Annotated in this window: 16 protein-coding genes, 1 tRNA gene and 1 pseudogene; 10 read left to right on the top strand and 8 right to left on the bottom strand. The window is 74.7% G+C overall.

The window, feature by feature from the left end; genetic code table 11:
• Positions 1-71: 71 nt before the first annotated feature.
• From QQK22_RS12540 to QQK22_RS12555, 4 genes are read right to left on the bottom strand one after another with little or no spacing between them, the layout of a single operon-like run.
• Positions 72-608: a type II secretion system F family protein gene (locus tag QQK22_RS12540; RefSeq protein WP_284251261.1), complete on the bottom strand. Its 537-nt coding sequence runs from the start codon at positions 606-608 to the stop codon at positions 72-74.
• A complete protein-coding gene (locus tag QQK22_RS12545; protein ID WP_284251262.1) occupies positions 605-1,366 on the bottom strand; it encodes a type II secretion system F family protein in 762 nt (253 codons plus the stop codon). Before QQK22_RS12545 ends, QQK22_RS12540 begins: the two co-directional genes overlap by 4 nt.
• Complete coding sequence (locus QQK22_RS12550) at positions 1,363-2,616, bottom strand: TadA family conjugal transfer-associated ATPase (RefSeq protein WP_284251263.1); 1,254 nt, start codon at positions 2,614-2,616, stop codon at positions 1,363-1,365. Before QQK22_RS12550 ends, QQK22_RS12545 begins: the two co-directional genes overlap by 4 nt.
• On the bottom strand, positions 2,613-3,683 hold the full coding sequence (locus tag QQK22_RS12555; RefSeq protein ID WP_284251265.1) for a CpaE-like family protein: 1,071 nt from the start codon (positions 3,681-3,683) through the stop codon (positions 2,613-2,615). Before QQK22_RS12555 ends, QQK22_RS12550 begins: the two co-directional genes overlap by 4 nt.
• Before the next feature lie 294 nt (positions 3,684-3,977).
• Here QQK22_RS12555 and QQK22_RS12560 point away from each other — a divergent pair, with 294 nt between their 5' ends.
• The 7 genes and pseudogenes from QQK22_RS12560 to QQK22_RS12590 all read left to right on the top strand — a co-directional run bounded on the left by QQK22_RS12560 (position 3,978) and on the right by QQK22_RS12590 (position 13,975).
• Positions 3,978-5,252, top strand: coding sequence for a hypothetical protein (locus QQK22_RS12560; protein ID WP_284251266.1), 1,275 nt, complete (start codon positions 3,978-3,980; stop codon positions 5,250-5,252).
• Positions 5,249-6,436, top strand: a complete 1,188-nt coding sequence (locus QQK22_RS12565; protein ID WP_284251267.1) for a hypothetical protein — start codon at positions 5,249-5,251, stop codon at positions 6,434-6,436. The genes QQK22_RS12560 and QQK22_RS12565 overlap by 4 nt, the downstream gene beginning before the upstream one ends.
• Before the next feature lie 148 nt (positions 6,437-6,584).
• The gene (acs, locus tag QQK22_RS12570) at positions 6,585-8,576 is read left to right on the top strand and encodes an acetate--CoA ligase (RefSeq protein WP_284251268.1); all 1,992 of its coding nucleotides are present in this window, start codon (positions 6,585-6,587) and stop codon (positions 8,574-8,576) included.
• Between the two features lie 88 nt (positions 8,577-8,664).
• Positions 8,665-9,552 carry a hypothetical protein gene (locus tag QQK22_RS12575; RefSeq protein WP_284251270.1) on the top strand — a complete coding sequence of 296 codons (888 nt, stop codon included), beginning with the start codon at positions 8,665-8,667 and terminating at the stop codon, positions 9,550-9,552.
• Positions 9,549-12,920, top strand: a complete 3,372-nt coding sequence (locus QQK22_RS12580) for a GH92 family glycosyl hydrolase (RefSeq protein ID WP_284251271.1) — start codon at positions 9,549-9,551, stop codon at positions 12,918-12,920. Before QQK22_RS12575 ends, QQK22_RS12580 begins: the two co-directional genes overlap by 4 nt.
• Before the next feature lie 102 nt (positions 12,921-13,022).
• Positions 13,023-13,439, top strand: a pseudogene (locus QQK22_RS12585) (alpha/beta fold hydrolase); the annotation flags it as partial.
• Positions 13,440-13,489: 50 nt separating this feature from the next.
• Complete coding sequence (locus tag QQK22_RS12590) at positions 13,490-13,975, top strand: alpha/beta fold hydrolase (protein ID WP_284252841.1); 486 nt, start codon at positions 13,490-13,492, stop codon at positions 13,973-13,975.
• Between the two features lie 35 nt (positions 13,976-14,010).
• On the opposite strand, the gene nth is transcribed toward QQK22_RS12590, so the two are convergent.
• A complete protein-coding gene (gene nth, locus QQK22_RS12595; RefSeq protein WP_284251272.1) occupies positions 14,011-14,661 on the bottom strand; it encodes an endonuclease III in 651 nt (216 codons plus the stop codon).
• A 76-nt stretch (positions 14,662-14,737) separates the two neighbouring features.
• Between nth and QQK22_RS12600 the strand changes: the two genes are divergently transcribed.
• Positions 14,738-15,415: a Crp/Fnr family transcriptional regulator gene (locus QQK22_RS12600; RefSeq protein ID WP_284251273.1), complete on the top strand. Its 678-nt coding sequence runs from the start codon at positions 14,738-14,740 to the stop codon at positions 15,413-15,415.
• A 19-nt stretch (positions 15,416-15,434) separates the two neighbouring features.
• Here QQK22_RS12600 and QQK22_RS12605 read toward each other — a convergent pair whose 3' ends face one another.
• Entirely contained in the window at positions 15,435-15,914 is a 480-nt protein-coding gene (locus QQK22_RS12605; RefSeq protein ID WP_284251274.1) for a RidA family protein, read from the bottom strand.
• A complete protein-coding gene (sp36, locus tag QQK22_RS12610) occupies positions 15,911-16,081 on the bottom strand; it encodes a Sp36 family protein (RefSeq protein WP_284251275.1) in 171 nt (56 codons plus the stop codon). Before sp36 ends, QQK22_RS12605 begins: the two co-directional genes overlap by 4 nt.
• A gap of 94 nt (positions 16,082-16,175) precedes the next feature.
• On the opposite strand from sp36, the gene QQK22_RS12615 reads away from it, so the two are divergent.
• Both QQK22_RS12615 and QQK22_RS12620 read left to right on the top strand, forming a co-directional pair.
• A complete protein-coding gene (locus tag QQK22_RS12615; RefSeq protein ID WP_284251276.1) occupies positions 16,176-19,700 on the top strand; it encodes a transglycosylase domain-containing protein in 3,525 nt (1,174 codons plus the stop codon).
• Between the two features lie 219 nt (positions 19,701-19,919).
• Positions 19,920-19,993: transfer RNA gene (locus QQK22_RS12620), tRNA-Pro, on the top strand.
• A 319-nt stretch (positions 19,994-20,312) separates the two neighbouring features.
• Here the strand turns inward: QQK22_RS12620 and QQK22_RS12625 are convergent.
• Positions 20,313-21,167 (bottom strand): formate/nitrite transporter family protein, encoded by an 855-nt coding sequence (locus tag QQK22_RS12625; protein ID WP_284251277.1) that lies wholly within the window; start codon positions 21,165-21,167, stop codon positions 20,313-20,315.
• Positions 21,168-21,190 lie beyond the last annotated feature (23 nt).

The following is a 21,190-nucleotide window of genomic DNA, read 5'->3' on the forward strand; positions in this document are numbered from 1 at the left end:
CTCGACCGCCACCATCTCCGTCGGCCCGCACCGGGTCAACTTGATTCGGCGCCGCCGATGCGAGCACCGACTCATCCCACGAACCCCAGCAGGTCACCCCCGGTCGCGATCATCACCGGCACGAGGCCCATGAGCACGAACGCGGGCAGGAGACACAGCCCGAGCGGGAGCACCAGCCGGACGCCGAGCCGCTCCGCGTCCTCCCGGGCCGACGCCGCCCGCGAGGCCCGCAGCGCGCCGGCGGTCGCCGCGAGCGAGGGCCCCGGGGCGACGCCGTCGGTCCACGCCAGCCGCAGCGCGCGCGTCACGGGGTCCCACGCGCCCGGCACTCGCTCGAACGCCTCCTCCCAGCTCGCCCCGAAGCGCAGCATCCGCGCGGCCACGGCGACCTCGTGCCCGCCGCGGCCACCGACCGCGCCGCCGAGCGCCTCCAGCGCCGCGGGGACCGACGCCCCCGCCTCCAGCACCGCCGCGACCAGGTCGCACGCGACGGCGGGATCGAGCACGACGGCGGCCGGCGGGACCTCCCGCGGCGCGACTCGCGGCGCGCGGGCCCGGGCCAGCACGAGCCAGACGGCGACGCCGAGCGCCGCGCCCGCCGCGATCACCGGTCCCACCGCTCGCCCGCCCGCTGTGCGGCTCGCACCATCCGGCGGCTCCACCACCGCCCGAGCGCCAGGAACGCGAGACCGAGCACGACGGCGAGCGCCGCCGGTCCGCCCGTCGCGATCGCCCCGAGCGGGTCCGCTCCCAGCCCGGCCCCGACGACGAGGCTCGCCAGAGGCAGCCAGCCCAGCAGCCGAGCCGTCGCGGCAGGGCCGGCGAGCGCCCGCCGTCGATCGGCGTCGGCCGCCTCGACCTCGGTGATCCCGTGCGCGCAGCCGTCGAGGATCTCGGCGAGCGGTGTCCCGCACCGGTGCGCGAGACGGCACGCGACCACGACGGCGTCCGCGGCCGCCGTCGTCCCCACCAGCGCGAGCAGCGGTGGCGGGACGCCGGAGTCGTCCCGGAGCCCGGGGGCACCCGGCACCCCTGACGCGCCCGCCCGAACGGGTACCGGCTCGTCGGCCAGGGCTCGCTGCCACGCCTGGGTGACCGTGGCGCCCGAGCGGAGCCTGCTGGCGACCTGCGTGCACAGCACCCCGAGCGGCGGCTCGGCGGGGCGCCGGCGTCGCCGCGAGGACCACCGGAACCGCCTCGTCCCCGCGGGGGCGCGGCGGCCGGAGGACGCGCGCCCGGCCCGCCGAGGGCCGCCTCGCCCCACCAGCGACCAGCGCCCCTCCAGCAGCAGCGCCACGGCCACGAGCGCCACGGTGGCCAGGACGGTCGATCCGAGCGGGCCGGCCGGACCGACGACGGCACTCACGGTGCGCCTCGCTCGAGGCGCCGCGCCAGCCGGTCCCACCCCGGCCCGGGTTCGAGGTCGGCGCCCGCCCGGCCCGCGTCTCCGGGGTCGTCGAGCCCCACCCGCCGGCGCTGCATCGCCACCTCTCCGACGAGCTGGCCGTCCACCCGGGTGAGCACGCCGATCTGCGCCACGACGCGGGCGCCGGGGACGCGCTGGACGTGGATCACGGCGTCGAACGCGCTGACGGCCTGCGCCGCGACCGTCTCGGCGCTCAGCCCCGCGAGCGACCCGAGCGCGACGAGGCGGGCGGGCACGTCGGTCGCGGTGTTGGCGTGCACGGTCGCCATCCCGCCGTCGTGCCCCGTGTTGAGCGCCATCAGCACCTCGCGGACCTCCGCGCCGCGGCACTCGCCCAGCACGAGGCGGTCGGGCCGCATCCGCATCGCCGCCCGCACCAGGTCGGCCAGGCTGATCGCTCCGGCGCCCTGGACGTTCGCCGCGCGGGACTGCAGGTGCACGACGTGCGGGTGGGCGGGCTCGAGCTCGCGGACCTCCTCGATGCACACCAGACGCTCCGTGGGCGCCGCGAGCGCCAGCAGCGCGCCGAGCAGGGTCGTCTTGCCGCTCCCCGTGCTCCCGCTGACCAGCAGGTTCGCCCGCGCCTGCACCAGCGCCCGCAGCACCTGCTCACCCTGGTCCGCGAAGCCGCCCGAGGCTCGCCAGTGCGTCAGGTCGACCGCACTCGCGCGGTGACGGCGGAGGGACAGGCACGCGCCGTCGGCCGCGACGGGGGACAGGACGGCGTGCAGCCGCGTCCCGTCGGGCAGCCGCCCGTCGGCGATGGGCGCCGCGTCGTCGAGACGCTGCCCCGCCGCCGCGGCGAGCCGGGTCGCGAGCGCCCGCACGTCACCGAGGCCGTCGGGTCCCGGCGCCGCGGCCCGCTCGAGGCCGCCACCCCGGTCCACCCACACCTCCCGCGGCCCGTTGACGAGGACGTCCGTGACGTCGGGGTCCGCCCACAGGTGACGCAGCGGCGCGCTGGTCCCGGCGATGTCGGCGACGGCGTCGGCCACCTGGTCCCGCCCCCGGCGCAGCCCCAGCACGACGTCCGTGCTCGTCGGCACAGTCGCCGCGACACCTCCGTCGACGGGGCTGTCGACACGCACGTCGACGGCACCCGGACCGCGCACGGCGCGCACGACCGCCGCCGCACCCGGCCGCGCCTCCTCCGTGGCGACGACGCGTCGCACGTGCGCCAGCAGGCTCACGTCAGCCCCGCGGAGCTCGCGAGAGCGCCGACGGCGCGCACGAGGCCGGATCGCGGCCGCGCCGCCGGTCCGAGGCCGCGGGCGAGGTCACCTGACAGGGCCGCCAACCGCGGCAGCTCCCCGAGCAGCGGTCGGCCGCACCAGCGCGCGAGCTCCTCCGCGTCGGCGACCGCCGCGCCCGTCGAGCGGCGCACGGCCAGCCGCACCTCGACACCGGCCGGCTCCCACCGCCGCAGGAGGGCGGCGAGCCCCGCGGCCGACGCGGCGTCGGTCCCCGTCACGGCCACGACGCTGTCGCAGTGCGCCACGACGTCGAGCGGGGCGGACCGGGGCAGGTCCAGGACCACCGCACGGCACATCCGGCGCACGGCCGGGAGCACGCCGGTCAGGGCCGCGGGACCGGGGACACCGCGGGCGTCGGCGGCGAGCACGTGCACCTGGCCCCAGCGGGGCAGGTTCGCCACGAGCGTGGCGGCGGGGAACGGCCCCGCCTCGGCCGTCAGATCGGCCCACCGCGGACCGGGTTCGTCCTCGATCCCGAGCGTGACGTCGAGCCCGCCGGAGACGTCGAGCAGCGCCACCCCGCGGCCACCGGGCGCGACCACCCGTGCGAGCAGGGCGGCGGTGACGCTGGCGCCGACACCGCCCCGCACACCCACGACGCCGATCGTCGTGGTGGTGCTCGCGGCGGCGCGTGCGGTGATCGCGTCCGCGAGCTCGCCCGTCTCGTGCGGGATCAGCCACGGCCGGTCCGGGACGCCGCGCAGGAGGTCGGATTCGGGCACCTGAGGATCGGGGCGCGCGGGAGCGGCGTCGGCACGGGCGACGGCGATCGCGGTGCTGCCCCAGCTCGGTGGTCGCGCACGACCGGCGACCGCCGCCTGGACGGAGCCGACGTCGTCGAGGTGGACGTGGGCCGGCACCGGGGCCGACCCCGGGGGCCGGACCAGCAGCTCGCCGTCGAGCCACCCGACGAGGTCGCCGACGGCGGCCGCGAGGGTCTCGTCCGCGGACCGCAGCGCCACGACGAGCCGCTCGCGCGGCGCCCCCGCCGTCGATCCCCCCACCCGGCTCGCCACCGTCGCCGCCGCGCCCACCGGACCCGGCGCACGCGCCGATCGGCCTGCGGCGGCCCGCCTCGTCCGTGTCGTCCCGATCATCGCCCCACCTCCGCGACCGATGCTCGCCCGATCACACCGTCGGTGGGGGACCCGGTGTGGACGACCGGCCCCGACAGGTGCAGCCCGGAACTGGGGACAGCTCGACGGGACCGAGGGGCCGGCCCGCGCCTCCTGACGACCGACCGGGTCCCCCGCGGCGCGACATACTTGCACCTCACGTCGGCGAGGAGCGGGAACCACATGAGCACGGACGACGCGCTGTCCGAGCGCCACCGGGGCGGCGGTCCGGCGACCCCTCGCACCGCAGGGACGACCAAACCCGACGGCCCCGCCACGGCCGGGACCGGCGAGAACGGCACCACCGCCGCGCGCCCGTCGGTCCGCTCGACGCAGGAGGTCCCGCTCGTCACGCGACCCGCCGCCCCCGTGCCGCCCCGCTCCCGTGCCCGCGACCACCTCCTCGGTGCGCTCCTCGGTCTCCTCGGCACCGCCGCCGCACTCGCCGCGCTCGTGCTGGCGCTGGCGAGGGCCGAGGCCGCCGGCCCCGGCGACACCGCCGCGCTCGCCGCCGTCGTCGCCGCGGGTCTCGTGCTCGCGCTGGTCGCGGCGTGGATGGGGCGCAGCGCCGTCGCCCCGGCCGTCGCCGGCGGCGCGTGGCTCCTGCTGGGGCTGCCCGGCGTGCTCGGGACGTGGGCCGACGGCGTGACCGACCGCGTCCTCGCCGTCCTCCCCGACCTCCGCGTGTCGGGGCCGGAGGCCGCCGACCTCTCCGCCACGACCGCGCGCCTGCTCGACTCCGGGCTGCCCCTCGTCATCGGTCTCACCCTGCTGGCGCTCGCCGTCGCCGCCGCGGTCGCCCGACGTCTCGGGCGCGCCGCCGAGCGGGCCGAGCAGCGACTGACCGACGGCGGAGCCGTCACCACCCCGCCGCGTCCCCGGCTGCTGCACCACGTGGGTGCGATCGTGCTCGGCCTCCTCGGGGCCGTCGTCGTCGCCGCGCTGCTGGACGAGCTGCTGACGGGCCGCATCGCGCCGGCCGACGCCGCCGGTGCGGCCCCGGTCGTCGCAGCGCTGGCGCTCCTCACCCTGGGATCCCTGGTCCAGGGCGGCAGCGGGAGCACCTCCAGCCTCGGCCCGGCGGCGGCCGCCGCGTGCTGGCTGCTCGCGGCGGTCTGGGGCCTGGTGGCCGGCGACGGCGCGGGACCCGTCGTCGACCTCGTCCGGCCCTGGCTCACCGACCTGCTCGACCTGCCGTCGGTCGAGCCCTCCCCCTGGCGGGCGGGCCCGCGTGGGTGCTGGGTCTGCTGCTGGCGGGCGGCGCTCTCGGGTCGCACGCCGCGCGGCGCGGCGGCCGGAGCACCCAGCGGCAGGAGCTCGAGCACATCCGCCGCAGCGACGGCGAGTGGACCGAGGTGGCCGACTGAACGCACCGGTCCCCCGACCGGCGCGCGTCCCCCGATGCGGGCGCGGATCGGCCTACCGTGGCGGTCGAGCCCCACGGAAGGACTTCCATGACCACTCCCGAGCAGCCTGACGAGGCCGACGGCGGCCCCGAGCGCACCGACCGCACGGCCGGTGTCGGTCGCGGTCACTCCGCCCCGCGCCCCGTCCCCCCGCTGACCCCGGCCGAACCGTCGCCCCCCGCGTCGACGTCGCCGGAGGAGACCGCCGTCGTGGGCTCCACCGACCCCGACGCGACCGCGTTCACCCGCCCGGTCGGCGACGACGACGCGACCGACCGTCCACGCACCGACGACGCGACGTCCGACCCGGCCCCGACCGGCGGCGCGCCGACGCGCGTGAGCGCCCTCGGCGCCCGTTCTCGCGACTCCCGCGAGGCGAGTGGGCCGGCCCCGGCGAGCGAGGACGGGGCGAGCTCCGAGAGCGACGACGTCGCCACCCGCACCACCCCGCTCGTGGCTCCCGGGCCGTCGGGTGAGCGCACCACGGCGCTGCCGGTCACGACCGGTGACGGCGATCCTGCAGGGCCCGCCGACACCACGCCGACCGAGCGCACATCCCGCTTCTCGCGCACGGGATCGACCGCGACGCCGTCGCGCTCCGACGACGCGACCCCGGAGCGTGACGTCGAGGCCACCCGCGTCGTCCCGGTCAGCGACCCCGACCCGCTCGCCGGGTCGACGAACGGCAGCCTCAGGGCCGGCTCGCGCGAACCGCTGCCCGACGAGGAGTGGGCCGCCGCGCCCGTGCGCCGCACGGCCGCCCACATCTGGGGCGTGCTGGGGCTGCTGATCGCCGTCCCCGTGACGTGGTTCCTCCTCACCGACGGCGCGCTGCGCACCTACTACGGCCTCCCGCCCGAGTCGCCGCTGAACGTGGCCGGACTGCTCAGCCTGGCCGGCGGGATCGTCGGCCTCGTCGTCATCGCCCTGGTGACGCGCGTGACGAGCCTCGGCGCGTGGATCTGGGGCGGCGTCGTGACCGCCGCCGGCCTCGCGGCGCTCGTGGTGCCCGTGGCCGCCTCCGACCTGGTGGAGCGGGTGCGCGAGCCGCTCGCGTCGCTGCACGAGGGCTTCGGCACGAACGTCACCGACTACCTGAGCGACACCAGCCGGTCCGGGCTCCTGCTCGCGCTCGGTCTGGTTCTCCTGCTGCTGGCGTTCGTCTCGCACGGCGCGCGCCGAAGCGGCCGCTACGAGGGCCGGGTGAAGGCCGAGCGCGAGGCGCGCGGCCTGTGACGATCTACCGGTGACGCACGGCTGAACCCGCCACCGCGGCACCGACACCAGGGGCCCGACCACGATCCGTGGTCGGGCCCCTCGCGTGTCGGACCCCGTGCGTAGAGTGGCCCGCGTCACACGAGCACCACCGTTCGAGGAGCCAGCGATGCCTGCAGACGAGCCACAGCCGACCACCGACCACGGCACGACCGACTCCCCCACCTACCCGCCCTCGCCGGAGTTCGCCGCCGCCGCCGCCGTGGGCGCCGACGTCTACGACCGGGCCGCGGCCGACCGGCTCGGGTTCTGGGCGGAGCAGGCGCGCACGCTCGAGTGGGAGACGCCGTTCAGCACGGTCCTGGACGACTCGGAGGCGCCCCGCTACGGGTGGTTCACCGACGGGCGGTTGAACGCCTCGCACAACGCCGTCGACCGGCACGTGGCCGCCGGCCACGGCGACCGCGTCGCCCTGCTGTGGGAGGGCGAGGACGGCGGGTCCCGCCGCATCACGTACGCGGAGCTGGCCGACGACGTCGCGCGCGCCGCGAACGCCCTGACCTCCCTCGGCGTCGGTACCGGCGACCGCGTCGCGATCTACCTGCCGATGATCCCGGAGGCGGTCGTCGCGATGCTCGCGTGCGCCCGGATCGGCGCCCCGCACTCGGTCGTCTTCGGCGGCTTCTCGGCCGACGCGCTGCACAGCCGGATCCTCGACGCCGAGGCGACCCTGGTCATCACGGCCGACGGCGGCTACCGGCGCGGCGCCGCGAGCCCGCTCAAGCCCGCCGTCGACGACGCACTGGCGAAGGGCGGCACCGCCGTCGCGCACGTCCTCGTGGTGCGCCGCACGGGCGGCGAGGTCGCGTGGACGCCGGAGCGCGACGTGTGGTGGCACGACGTCGTGCCCCAGGCCTCCGCGGAGCACGAGCCGGTCTGGGTCGAGGCCGAGCACCCGCTGTTCATCCTCTACACCTCGGGCACGACCGGGAAGCCGAAGGGCATCTTCCACAGCACCGGCGGCTACCTCACGCAGACGTCCTTCACGCACCGTGCCGTGTTCGACCTGCACCCGGAGACCGACGTCTACTGGTGCACGGCCGACATCGGCTGGATCACCGGCCACAGCTACGTCGTCTACGGACCGCTGCTCAACGGTGCGACGCAGGTGATCTACGAGGGCACGCCGGACACGCCGCACCGCGGCCGGTGGTGGGAGATCGTGCAGAAGTACGGCGTCACGATCCTCTACACCGCCCCGACGGCGATCCGCACCTGCATGAAGTGGGGCGAGGACGTCCCGGGCGGGTTTGACCTGTCCTCGCTGCGCGTGCTCGGCAGCGTCGGCGAGCCCATCAACCCCGAGGCGTGGACCTGGTACCGGCGGGCGATCGGCGGCGACCGCACGCCGATCGTCGACACGTGGTGGCAGACGGAGACCGGCGCGATCATGATCTCGCCGCTGCCCGGCGTCACGGCGGCCAAGCCCGGGTCCGCGCAGGTGCCGCTGCCGGGCGTCGTGGCCGAGGTGCTGGACGACGCGGGCGCCCCGATCCACGACGACCGCGCCGGATACCTCGCTCTGACCGAGCCGTGGCCGGCGATGCTGCGCGGCATCTGGGGCGATCCGCAGCGGTTCGCCGACACCTACTGGTCGCGCTTCCCCGGCGTGTACTTCGCGGGCGACGGCGCGCGGCGCGACGCCGACGGCGACATCTGGCTGCTCGGCCGGGTCGACGACGTCATGAACGTCTCGGGCCACCGGCTCTCGACGGCGGAGATCGAGTCCGCGCTCGTCTCCCACCCGTGGGTGGCCGAGGCCGCGGTGGTCGGCGCGAGCGACGAGACGACCGGACAGGCCGTGGTCGCGTTCGTGATCCTGCGCGACGGCGAGGAGGTGACCGACCGCCCGAGCGGCGACGACGCCGACGAGCAGGTGGTCGCGGCGCTGCGCAGCCACGTCGGCGCCGCGATCGGGCCGATCGCGAAGCCGCGCTCGATCCTCGTGGTGGCCGAGCTCCCCAAGACGCGCTCCGGCAAGATCATGCGCCGGCTCCTGCGCGACGTGGCGGAGCACCGCGACGTCGGGGACGTCACGACCCTGGCCGACTCCGGCGTGATGGGGCTGATCCAGCAGGGGATGGCGAAGCCGGCCGAGTAGCGCGGATCGCCCGCCACCCCTGGACAGCGCTGTCAGAATCACGCACGCTGGGGGGCGGGGCACGACGACGTGCCCCGCTCACGACGACGTGAACAAGGAGCGCCATGGTCCAGCACCGGCGATCACGCCCCGACCGCCCCCGAGGGGAACGACCGCAGCGTCACCAGCCCAGGACGCGAGGGGGACGCGAGGACTCGCCCGCGCGCTGCGCGGCGCCGCCCTCGCCGTCGTCCTCGCCGCGACCGGCGGCCTCACCGCGGTGGGCGCGTCCGCCGACCCGGCCGCCGAGGAGGGTCTGACGCAGCACGTCAACCCGTTCATCGGCTCCCAGGACGACGGCAACACCTACCCGGGCGCGAGCGTGCCGTTCGGCATGGTGCAGTTCTCGCCCGACAACGGGCACATGACCGGCTACGACTACACGCGCACGAGCATCCGCGGGTTCTCGATGGTCCACCTCTCCGGCGTCGGCTGCGGCCTCGGCGGCCTGATGCCGATGCTCCCCACGACGGGGACGCCGTCGGACACGCGCTACGAGAGCTACGCCCTGCCCTACTCCCACGACGACGAGGAGGCCGCCCCGGGCTACTACCGCGTCGGGCTGCAGGCCCCGGCGGGCACGATCGACGCCGAGCTCGCCGCCACCGAGCACACCGCGATCGCGCGGTACACCTTCCCGTCCACGACCGAGGCGACAGTGCTGCTCAACCCGGGGCAGTCGCTGAACACCGTCACGGACTCGACCACGCGCGTGGTGGACGCCCGCACCGTGGAGACCGCCATCACCTCGCGCGGCTTCTGCCAGGACACGCCGCCCTTCACCGTCCACACCCGCACCACCTTCGACCGCGACATCGCCTCGTTCGGCACCTGGGTCGACGACGAGCGCACCCCGGCGCGGAGCTCGCCGACGGCACGCGCACCGGCGCCTGGGTCACCTTCGACGCGACGCAGGACGCCGACGTCGAGGTCGTGACGTCGCTCAGCTACGTCGACGCGGCGGGTGCCGCCGCGAACCACGCGGCGGAGGCGACGTCGTTCGACACCGCCCGCGCGGCCGCGGACGCGCTGTGGGAGGACCGCCTCGGCGACGTCGCGATCCCGACGGACGACGTCGAGCTCGAGGACGTGCGCGTCTTCTACTCGGCGCTCTACCGCAGCTTCCTCGCACCCAACACCGGCACCGACGTCGATCGCCGCTACCGCGGCTGGGACGGCGAGATCCACGTGGCCGACGACTTCACCTACTACCAGAACTTCTCGCTCTGGGACACCTACCGCACGCAGCAGCAGCTGCTGTACCTGCTGGCGCCGGAGGAGTCGCGCGACATGGCGCTCTCGGTGGTGCGCCAGGGTGAGCAGCTCGGCTGGCTGCCGCGGTGGGGCTACGGCCCGGTCGAGACCAACATCATGACGGGCGACCCGGGGACGGCCTTCCTGGTCAGCGCGTGGAGCCAGGGGCTCCTGGCGGGACACGAGGAGGAGACCTACGCCGTCCTCGCGCACAACGCCGACAACACCCCGGATCCCACGTCGGTCGCGAACGGTCGCGCCGGCAACCCGGTCTACCTCGAGCGCGGCTACGTCACGCACGAGCCGGGCGAGAACGGGCGGCCCGGGGACTACGACCTGCACCACGGCGGTTCCGCGACCCTGGAGTACGCCCTGTCCGACGCGCTCCTGTCGACCATGGCGCGCGAGCTGGGGCATACGGAGGACGCGGCGCGCTACGCCGCCCGCGGCGAGAACTACCTCGCCCTGTTCGACCCGACGACGCAGAGCTTCCGGGCGCGCGACCGCTCGGGATTCTTCGTCGGCAGCGACGACCCCGCGCAGGCGGTCGGGTTCCACGAGGGCACGGCCGTGCAGTACGAGTGGCTTGTGCAGCAGGACCTGCCCGGCCTCATCGAGCTGTTCGGCGGCGTCGAGGCGACGCAGCAGCGGCTCGACGACTTCTTCGTCTACGACGAGCTCCTGCTCGACCCCGAGGGCGTGGCGCGCGAGCAGTGGGTCACCGGCACGTACGACTACTACGGCCAGGACACCTACAACCCCAACAACGAGCCCGACCTGCACGCGCCGTACGTGTACCAGTGGCTCGGCCAGCCCCACAAGACGGCCGACGTCGTCGCCGCCGCGATGACGCTGTTCACCGACGGCCCCACGGGCGTCACGGGTAACGACGACCTCGGCACGATGTCGGCCTGGTACGTGCTCTCGGCGATCGGCGCCTACCCGATCGTGCCCGGGACCGACGTGTGGGGCCTGTCGACGCCGGCGTTCGAGTCCGTCGACGTGACGCTCGACCCCGACTGGTTCGGGACGGACCTCCTGGAGATCCGCGCGCCGGGGGTGAGCGCCGAGAACCGCTACGTCCAGCAGGTCACCACGACAGCGGCCGACGGGCAGGCGGTCCCGGTCGAGGCCAGCCACCTCTCCGGCGACGACCTGACCTCGGCGGGGACGCTGACCTTCGAGGTCGGCCCGGAGCCCTCGGCCTGGGCGACCGGTCCGGACGCCGCTCCCGGTTCCCTCGTGGAGCGCGGCGAGCTCGGGACGCGGGTGGCGGCCAGGGTCGCCCCGGCGCGCTCGAGCGTCGAGGCGGGCGGGTCCACGACGGTCGCCGTCGAGATCATCGCCCAGGCCGACGCGGTGGTCGGCGGGACGGTCGACGTCGTCGGCTCCGACGTCGTCACGGTCGATACCGCCAGCCGCGAGTGGAGCATCGACTCCGGCGGCGTGCCGGTCTCGGACTCCTTCCCCGTCGAGCTCGCGGTGCGCGACGGCGTGGTGGCCGGCACGTACCCGATCACGATCGCGGTGTCCGACGGCGCGGGCGTGGTCGCGGAGGCGAGCGCCAGCGTGACCGTGGCCGAGTCCGGGTGGCTGACCGCGGCGTTCGACAACACCGGCATCGGCGACGCCGGGGCGGGCAACGCCGACTTCGACGGCCTCGGCTACTACCTGCTGCGGGACGCGCTCGCGGACCTCGGCTTCGCCCAGGGCGCGGCCGGCGTCGTGCCGGGGACCGAGCTGGTGTTCGCGGTGCCGGCGGTGGAGCCGGGCGGACCGGACAACGCGCTGGCGCGCGGTCAGGTGCTGCCGGTGCCCGACGCCTACCGCCAGGCGCGCAGCCTGAGCCTCGTGGGGGCGACGAACAACGGCACGCCGCACGGCGGTGGCGACGTCACGCTGACGTTCACCGACGGCACGACGCAGGTCGCGCCGGTGCAGCTCAGCGACTGGTGCACGGGCAGCCCGGCGGCGGGCAACGTCGTCGTGGCCAAGGCGGGTCAGCGCGGCAACGGGACGGGGTCGGCGCAGAACATCGGCTGCGGCCTGTACGCCTCGGCGCCGCTGGTGGTGCCGGAGGGGCGCACCCTGGCGAGCATCACGCTGCCGCAGGCGCCGAACGTGCACGTGTTCACGGTGGCGTTCGACGTCGCGGCGCCCGTGCTCCCGGTCGTGACGGTGAGCGTGTCGCCGGAGCGGCCGCTCGCGGGCGCGACGGCGCAGATCACCGCCGCGGTCACGCCCGGGGACGTCGCGGGCGACCTCGTGCTGCAGCGGGTCTCCGGCGACGGCGTCGCCGAGGTCGCACGCGGCCCGGTGAGCGGCGGCGGGGCGGGCTTCGACGTCGTCGCGACGGCCGAGGCGGTGGCCTACCGCGTGGCGTTCGAGCCGGCGGACCCGACCCTCGCGGCCCCGGCCACGACGGCCACGGACGTCGTCGTCGAGGGCCGGGTGCAGGCACCGGACGAGCCGTTCGTCGACGTCCCGGCGGGATCGTTGTTCTTCGAGGAGATCTCGTGGCTGTTCGAGAACGGCTACGCGACCGGCTGGGACCTGGGCGACGGCGCGGCAGAGTACCGACCCGTGACACCGATCGCGCGCGACGCGATGGCCGCGTTCCTGTACCGGGTGGCGGGTGAGCCGGACGTCGTGCTGCCGGCCACCTCGCCGTTCGCCGACGTCGCCCCCGACAACCAGTTCTACCGGGAGATCACCTGGCTGGCGCAGGAGGGCATCTCGACGGGGTGGGCGGGCGGTGACGGGACCGCCGCCTTCCGGCCGCTGGAGCCGATCGCGCGTGACGCGATGGCGGCCTTCCTGTACCGGATGGCCGACTCGCCCGCGCACGAGGCGCCGCCGGTCTCCCCGTTCACGGACATGACGCCGGCGACGCAGTTCTACGCCGAGGTCACCTGGCTCGTGGACGAGGGCATCGCGACGGGGTGGATCGGGAACGACGGCACCGCCGTCTACCAGCCCACCGCCCCGATCAACCGCGACGCCATGGCGGCGTTCCTGTACCGCTACGGACAGGCCGGCTTCATCGACTGATCCGCCGGCCGTCACGGGCGACGCGGCCCCCGAGGCACCGCCTCGGGGGCCGCGTCGCGCCCGGCTCGGTGCGCCCGGAGGGCCCCCGGTACCCTCGTCCCCGTGAGTGTCGACCCCGCCAGCCTCCTGATCGACGGCCCGTGGGAGCACCACCTCGTCTCCGCGGGCGGCGCCCGCTTCCACGTCGCGGTCAGCGAACCCGACGGCGAGGACCGCGTCGGCGTCGAGTCGCCGCTCGTCCTCCTCCTGCACGGCTTCCCGCAGACCTGGTACGCCTGGCGCCACCAGCTCCCGGCCATCGCGGCCGCCGGCTACCGCACCGCCGCGATGGACCTGCGCGGGTTCGGCAGCTCCGACAAGCCGCCCCGCGGGCACGACGCGTTCTCCCTCGCCCGCGACGTCTCGGGCGTGATCCGCTCGCTCGGGGCGATCGACGCCGTCGTGATCGGCCACGGCTACGGCGCGCAGGTGGCGTGGTCGATGCCCCACCTCGCCGCCCCTGTGACGCGCGCGATCGGCGTCCTGTCCTCCCCCACCCGGTGCCGCTGCGCTCACGCAGCCCCCGCCTCGTGCCCGCCGGCACCCTCGCGGAGCTCGCGTTCGCGCAGCTGCCCTCCTTCCCCGAGCGGCGGCTCCGACGCGACTGGGTCGGTCAGCTCCTGCGGGCCTGGGGCGCGCCCGGGTGGGAGATCGACCCGACGGCGGAGGCGGTCTACGCCGACGCGATGCGGCTCCCGTCGGTCGCTCACCACGTGCTGGAGCAGGCGCGGTGGCAGGTGCGGTCGACCCCGCGACCGACCGGCCAGCGCTACCTCATGGCGATGCGGGAGATGATCGAGGTGCCCGTGCTCGGGCTGCACGGCGCCGCCGACCGGTGCCTGCCGCCGCGCTCGCGCCGCTACGACGCGGCGCACGTCTCCGGCGACACCACCTTCCGCACCGTGCCCGGGGCCGGGCACTTCCTGCCCGAGGAGGCGCCCGACGTCGTGACGCACCACGTGCTCGAGTTCCTGCGGACGCTCCCGGGCGGGAGCGGCGCGGGCCCGACGGCGTAGGTCGCCCCCGTCCGACGGTTCCGGCTCCGGCGTGCTCAGACGAGCGAGGCCGGGCAGACCCGCGCCAGCGGGCACTCGGAGCAGACGGGACGGCGCGCGGTGCACACGCGTCGTCCGTGGAAGATCAGGCGGTGGCAGAGCATCACCCAGTCCGCCGGCGGGAACAGCTCGCCCAGCTCGCGCTCGACGCGCACCGGGTCGGTCGAGCTCGTCCACCCGAACCGGCGCGCGAGCCGACCGACGTGCGTGTCCACCGTGATCCCGGGGACGCCGAACGCGTTGCCGAGCACGACGTTCGCCGTCTTGCGCCCGACGCCCGGGAGCGCGACGAGCGCGGCCAGGTCGGCAGGGACCTCGCCGTCGTGATCCGCCTGCAGCGCCGCACCCAGGCCGATGAGCGAGCGCGTCTTGGCGCGGAAGAAACCCAGCGGCCGCAGCATCTCCTCCATCCGCTCCGGGTCGGCGGCGGCGAGGTCGCGCGCGCTCGGGAACGCCGTGAACAGCGCGGGCGTGACCTGGTTGACGCGGACGTCGGTGGTCTGGGCCGACAGGACCGTGGCGACGAGCAGCTGCAGCGGCGTGGTGAAGTCGAGCTCGCAGTGCGCGTCGGGGTAGAGATCAGCGAGCGCGGCGGCCACCACGTCGGGCGGCGCCGGCGGGGCGGACGGGGCCGACACGGTGCTCACGCCCGCCACGCTAACGGCCTTCGGCGCGCGAGGCCGTACGGTGGTGGCCTGAGTCAGAACCACCAGGAGGTCGAGAGTGTCTGAGGACGTCGTACGGTCGGTCCCCGTGTTCGCGGACCTGGATGACGAGACCTACGCCGCCGTGCGCGGCGCGATGGTCACCACGAACGTGCGCCGCGGCGAGGTGCTCTTCCGCGAGGGCGAGCCCGGCCGGCGCTTCTGGGTCATCGCCTCCGGCAAGGTCAAGCTCGGCCACACCGCCTCCGACGGCCGCGAGAGCCTGCTCGCGGTGCTCGGCCCGGGCGAGATCGTCGGCGAGCTCTCCGTCTACGACCCCGGCCCCCGGACCGCGACGGCGACCGTGCTCGCCCCCTCGACGTTCCTCGAGCTCGAGCACAGCAAGTTCGTCGACCTGCTCGACGCCCACCCCGCGCTCTCCCGCCAGCTGCTGCGCTCGCTCGCGCAGCGCCTGCGCCGCACCAACACCGCACTGGCCGACCTCGTCTTCTCCGACGTGCCCGGCCGCGTGGCCAAGGCGCTGCTCGACCTCGCGGCGCGGTTCGGCCGCCCGGTCGGCGCCGGCGTGCGCGTGCCGCACGACCTCACGCAGGAGGAGCTCGCCCAGCTCGTGGGCGCCTCGCGCGAGACGGTCAACAAGTCGCTCGCGGAGTTCTCCTCGCGCGGCTGGATCCAGCTCGACGGCCGCGCCGTCGTGCTCCTGGACCTGCAGCGGCTGGAGAAGCGCGCGCGCTGAGGATCCAGCGCGGCGCGACTCAGCGGACGAGCGCGACGACCTCGACCTCGACCGGGGCGTCCAGCGGCAGCACGGCGACGCCGACGGCGGAGCGCGCGTGCGGCTCACCGAACACCTCGCCCAGCAGCTCGCTCGCCCCGTTGATGACCAGCGGCTGACCGGTGAAGGCCGGGTCGGAGGCGACGAAGCCGACGACCTTCACGATCCGCACCACGTTGTCGAGCCCGCCCGCGGCGTCGACAACGGCGGCGATCGCGTTCAGCGCGGCGACGCGGGCCAGCCCCGCGGCCTCGTCGGGCGCGACGAGGCCGTCACCGGCACCGACCTTGCCCGTGGCGAGCAGCTCGCCACCGCGCAGCGGGAGCTGGCCCGAGGTGTGCACCAGGTCGCCGACGCGCACGGCGGGGACGTAGGCGGCGAGCGGCGCGGCGACCGGCGGCAGCTCGAGGCCGAGCGCGGCGAGGCGCTGCGAGGGGGTGGCGTTCGCGTCGGTGCTCATCGGGTGCCCGTCGGACGCTTCAGGTAGGCCACCAGGCCGTTGCCGCCGGGGCCGGGCACGACCTGCACGAGCTCCCAGCCGTCGGCGCCCCACTGGTCGAGGATCTGCTTCGTGCTGTGCACGATGAGCGGGATGGTCGAGTACTCCCAGGTGGTCACAGTCGTCATGGCAGCGATGCTACGCGCGGGCGCACACACAATCCCCACACGCCCTCGCCCGGGGCCCCACAACCGTGTCGGAGGCGCCCCGTAGTCTGGAGCAATGGCGTCTCCCCGTGCCCCCCGCCACTCCGTCAACGTCTTCCAGGCCGTCGCGCTGCTCATGGGCTTCGTGCTCGTGGCCACGGTCGGCGGCGTGCTGACCGCCGGGCTGCTGATGCCCGCCGTCGCCGCCGTCGGGACGACGTCGAACGCGGCCCAGCAGATGTTCGACGAGCTCCCCACCGAGCTCGAGATCACCCCGCCCTCGGAGAAGTCCGAGATCCTGGCGGCCGACGGGAGCCTGCTGGCGACGTTCTACGCCGACGGCGGCAACCGCGTCGTCGTCCCGCTGGACCAGATCTCGCCGAACCTGCGCAACGCGGTGATCGCGACGGAGGACCGCCGCTTCTACGAGCACAACGGCGTGGACCCCGAGGGTCTGGCGCGCGCACTCGTGCAGAACGCGGGCAGCGACAGCCAGCAGGGCGCCTCGACGATCACGCAGCAGTACATCAAGAACGTGCTGATCGACCAGGGCATCGCCTCGGGTGACGAGGAGGCCATCGAGGCGGCGCGGGAGGCCGACGGCGCGGAGGGCTACAGCCGCAAGCTGCGGGAGATCAAGCTCGCCATCTCGCTGGAGAAGGTCTACAGCAAGGACCAGATCCTCGAGGGCTACCTCAACATCGCCCAGTTCAGCATCGGCACGAACGGCGCCGAGGCCGCGACGCAGTACTACTTCGGCAAGAGCGCCGCCGAGCTGACACCGGCCGAGGCCGCCCTGGTGGCCGGCGTGACGAACGGCCCGGGCATCTACGACCCGACGCGTGGTGCGGCGGACGGGTACCAGGCCTCGACGCAGCGCCGCGACACCGTGCTCGCGCGCATGCTCGACCAGGAGTTCATCACGCAGGAGGAGTACGACGCCGCCGTCGCGACGCCCGTGGCGGACATGGTCGCGAACGCCACGTCCACGCCGGTGGGCTGCAGCACGGCGGGCATCAGCGCCTACTTCTGCGAGTACGTGACGAACGTGCTGATCAAGGACGGCTACCTCGGTGCGACCGAGGCCGAGTCGCGCGACGCGCTGCGCCGCGGCGGCTACACCATCCGGACGACGATCGACCCGGTGCGTCAGCAGCAGGCGATGGATTCGCTGGTGGCCCAGATCCCCGAGAACGACCCGTCGTACAACTCTCCCAACGGCGAGGGGCGCGCCGATGGCATCTCGGGGGCGATCAGCACCGTGGAGCCGGGCTCGGGCAACGTCATCGCGATGGTGCAGAACACCACCTACGGCGACGCCACACCCGAGAACCCCCGAGCGACGAAGCTGAACTTCAACGTCGACCGCGCGTACGGCGGCGGCCAGGGCTTCCAGACCGGCTCGACGTTCAAGGCTTTCGTTCTCGCGCAGTGGCTCATCGACGGTCGCTCGCTCTCGGACAACGTCAACGCCGCCAACGGACAGCGCTTCGTCGCCCGCGACTGGAACATCTCCTGCTCGCCCGAGTCCGTGCCGGGCGTGTACGAGCCCAAGAACCTCGAGCCGGGCGGCGGTACCCAGTCGGTCCTGCGAGCGACCGAGACCTCGGTGAACACGGCCTTTGTCCGGATGGCCTCGGAGATGGACCTGTGCGCGCTCCGCGACACGACTTCCCGCATGGGTGTGCACGTCGGTACGGGAACCATCGACCCCGAAGGCCTGCCCGAGGGCAGTTCGGCCCGAGCCCTCTTCCAGGCGCAGGCAGGTTCCGACCTGCTGGCCATTCCGTCGATGGCGCTCGGCTCCAACACCATCGCCCCGCTGACGATGAACGCCGCGTTCGCGACGTTCGCCTCGGGCGGCGTCTTCTGCGCACCCCGCTCCATCACCGGAATCACTGACCGTGACGGCAACGAGGTCGAGGTGCCGGAGCCCCAGTGCTCCCAGGCCCTCGAGCCCGAGATCGCCGCCGGCGTCAACTACGCGCTGCAGAACGTCGTGCAGCGCGGCACCGCGACCGGCGCACAGATCGGTCGGCCTGCCGCCGGCAAGACCGGGACGGCGAACGAGGACTACCACGCCTGGTTCATCGGCTACACGCCGCAGCTGTCGACGGCGGTGTGGATGGGCCACAGCGAAGGTGACCTCCCGATGGTGCGCACCACGCTGAACGGTCGCTACTACTCACAGATCTACGGTGGGCGCATCCCCGCACCGATCTGGGGCGACTACATGCGCAAGGCCACCGAAGGCATGGAGCCGATGGGCTTCGCCGAGGCGCAGGAGCGCCAGATCTTCGGTGACCGGGTGGGCGTTCCCGGTGTCGTCGGACAGTCCGTCAACGGGGCGACCGCCACGTTGCAGGGCGCGGGCTTCCAGGTCAGCGTCGGCGAGGGCCGCTACAGCGCGACCGTCTCGCCCGGCAACATCGCCGAGGCCTCGCCCGGCGGCGGTGCCCGCGTCGCCCCCGGCAGCCGCATCACGATCTACCCGAGCCTCGGCCCGGAGCCAGCACCGCCGGCCGACCCGAACGCCCCGGCGGACCCGAACCAGCCGGGACAGCAGCAGCCTGGCCAGCCGCAGCCCGGTCAGGGTCAGCCGCAGCCGGGTCAGCCCGAGCCCCCGGCGGGGGGAACGGCTGACCGGTCCGAGCCGCCCCCGCCTGCTGCAGGCGGGGGCGGCTCTCGCCGCGTCCGGGGCCGCCGTCGCACTCTGGGCGCTGGCCGAGACCCGCGCCTACACCGTCCGCCACGCGCGGGTGCCCGTGCTCGCTCCCGGCGCTCCCCGCTGCGCGTGCTCCACATCTCGGACCTGCACCTCACCCCGTCGCAGCGCGACAAGGTCGCCTTCGTCCGCGACCTCGCGAGCCTGCGGCCCGATCTCGTGATCGACACCGGCGACAACATGGCGCACCGCGACGCGCTGCCCCCGCTGCTCGACGCCCTCGAACCGCTGCTGGCGGTCCCCGGCGCCTTCGTCATGGGGTCCAACGACTACTTCGCGCCGATGGCGAAGAGCTGGTCGCGCTACCTGCGGCGCGACCCCCGCGACGCCGACCGGGCCACGCCCGAGCAGCGCGAGCGCGATCCCCGCAACCTCCTGCCCGCGGATGACCTCGCCCGCGAGATGACGCGGGCGGGCTGGAAGGACCTGACAAACCGGCGCGACGCCGTCGTGGTCGGCGATCACCACCTGGACCTCGTCGGCGTCGACGACCCCCACCTCGACCGTGACGACTTCCCGCCGCGCGCATCGATCCCGCACGGGGCGCTGCGGCTCGGCGTCGCGCACGCACCGTACCGCCGTGTGCTGGACGCGATGCGGGCCGACGGCGCCGCCCTCGTGCTCGCCGGCCACACCCACGGCGGTCAGCTGTGCCTGCCGGGCTACGGCGCGCTGGTGACGAACTGCGACCTCGACCGCGGACGCGCCAAGGGCCTGCACGGCTGGCCCGGTGCGCGCCCCGACCGCCCCGGCGGCGCTGACTCCACCTGGCTGCACGTCAGCGCGGGCCTCGGCACCTCGCCGTTCGCCCCGGTCCGCTTCGCCTGCCGCCCGGAGGCCACCCTCCTCGAGCTCGTCCCGGCCGCAACCTCCTGATCCGCGGGACCCTGCCGGGCGTTCGCGAGGTACTTCCGGGCGTTCGCGAGGCACTTCCGGGCACTCGCGAGGTAGTTCTGTGCATGCGCGAGGTACTTCCGGCCCGGGCGACGCCGCCTCCCGCGACTGCAGCCGACGGTGACGCCGGGCCGTCCCACCCGCGATTCGTGATTCCGCCCGAGTCGGGCTAGTCTTGTCTGCGGCCCGCGAGGGCCTGCTCGGGGTGTGGCGCAGCTTGGTAGCGCGCTTCGTTCGGGACGAAGAGGTCGCAGGTTCAAATCCTGTCACCCCGACAAACGTGTGAAGGCCCCGCCGGTTCGCCGGCGGGGCCTTCACGCATCTCACCCCCGTGTCCGTCCAGCGTGCGCATCCGCGCCGCGTGCGCAGTTCGTGTCGCTTCCCAGCAGCTGAAGCAACATGATGTGCGCACGGCGCGTCCCGAACCGGCCCCCATCCCGGACGATCCGACGTCAGCCTTCCCTGCGCACGAATCGGGTCATCACGGTCGTCGATGACCCGATTCGTGCGCAGCGAACCGCGCGGGCGACACGGGCGGCACGGGGACAGCCAACGGCCCGATCCGCGACGGGCGGGGCGCGGGCGGTGCGCCGCTCAGCGCTCGCCGTCGGGCGCGAGGCGCGAGCCGTCGTCGTTCACGTAGGCGTAGTAGAGCCCGATCAGCAGCCCACCGCCCACGAAGTTCCCCACCAGCGTGATCCCCACGTTCGCCGCCGCGAGACCCGCGTGGAGGCCCTCGGCGAGCCCCACCTGCAGGAACAGCACCGTGTTCGCCACCGAGTGCTCGAGCCCCATCATCGCGAACAGGAACACCGCGACCACCATGACGAGGCTCTTGGTCAGGTCGTCCTTGATCAGCCCGTTGTAGACCAGCAGCATCGCGAGGTTGATCATCAGGTTGCACAGCACCGCGCGCACGAACAGGTCGCCCCAGCCGGCCGCGCCGTCGCTCACGTAGGCCAGCTTGTGCTCGACGGCGAGCCCCATCTGCTCCCCCGTCGCACCGCTGGTGAGGCTGCTGAACCGCAGCAGCACCGCGACGAGCAGCCCACCGAGCGTGTTCCCCAGGAAGCACAGTCCCAGGATCCGCAGCACGCGCCCCGGCGACGTGCGGTGGTGGTAGGCGCCGATCGAGACGATCATCATGTTCGACGTCAGCAGCTCGCTGCGCGAGTAGTAGATGAACACCAGCGCCCAGCCGAAGATGAACGCCCCGAGGATCTTCCCCAGCGGCGCGAGCGATCCGCCCCCGACCTCGACCGAGTCGAACGCCGCGACCACCGCGAAGTTCGCGACGTACACGACGCCCGCGATGATCCCCGCCATCGCGGCGCGCTGGAGGTAGCGCCGCGCCATCGTGCCGGACATCGCCGTCTTCGTCTCGAGCAGCTCGAGCACCGTGGAGATGAAGTGCCGGCCGGGGAAGAGGCGCTCGGTGGGCGTCGTCATGCCGCAACGCTCTCACGCCCACC

The sequence above is a fragment of the Litorihabitans aurantiacus genome (assembly GCF_030161595.1).
Taxonomy (GTDB): Bacteria; Actinomycetota; Actinomycetes; order Actinomycetales; family Beutenbergiaceae; genus Litorihabitans; species Litorihabitans aurantiacus.

Coding starts and splice junctions, on each gene's coding strand:
- QQK22_RS12560 (WP_284251266.1), top strand. CDS start 3,978: ATGAGCACGGACGACGCGCTGTCCGAGCGCCACCGGGGCGGCGGTCCG.
- QQK22_RS12565 (WP_284251267.1), top strand. CDS start 5,249: ATGACCACTCCCGAGCAGCCTGACGAGGCCGACGGCGGCCCCGAGCGC.
- acs (WP_284251268.1), top strand. CDS start 6,585: ATGCCTGCAGACGAGCCACAGCCGACCACCGACCACGGCACGACCGAC.
- QQK22_RS12605 (WP_284251274.1), bottom strand. CDS start 15,914: ATGAGCACCGACGCGAACGCCACCCCCTCGCAGCGCCTCGCCGCGCTC.
- sp36 (WP_284251275.1), bottom strand. CDS start 16,081: ATGACGACTGTGACCACCTGGGAGTACTCGACCATCCCGCTCATCGTG.
- QQK22_RS12615 (WP_284251276.1), top strand. CDS start 16,176: ATGGCGTCTCCCCGTGCCCCCCGCCACTCCGTCAACGTCTTCCAGGCC.
- QQK22_RS12625 (WP_284251277.1), bottom strand. CDS start 21,167: ATGACGACGCCCACCGAGCGCCTCTTCCCCGGCCGGCACTTCATCTCC.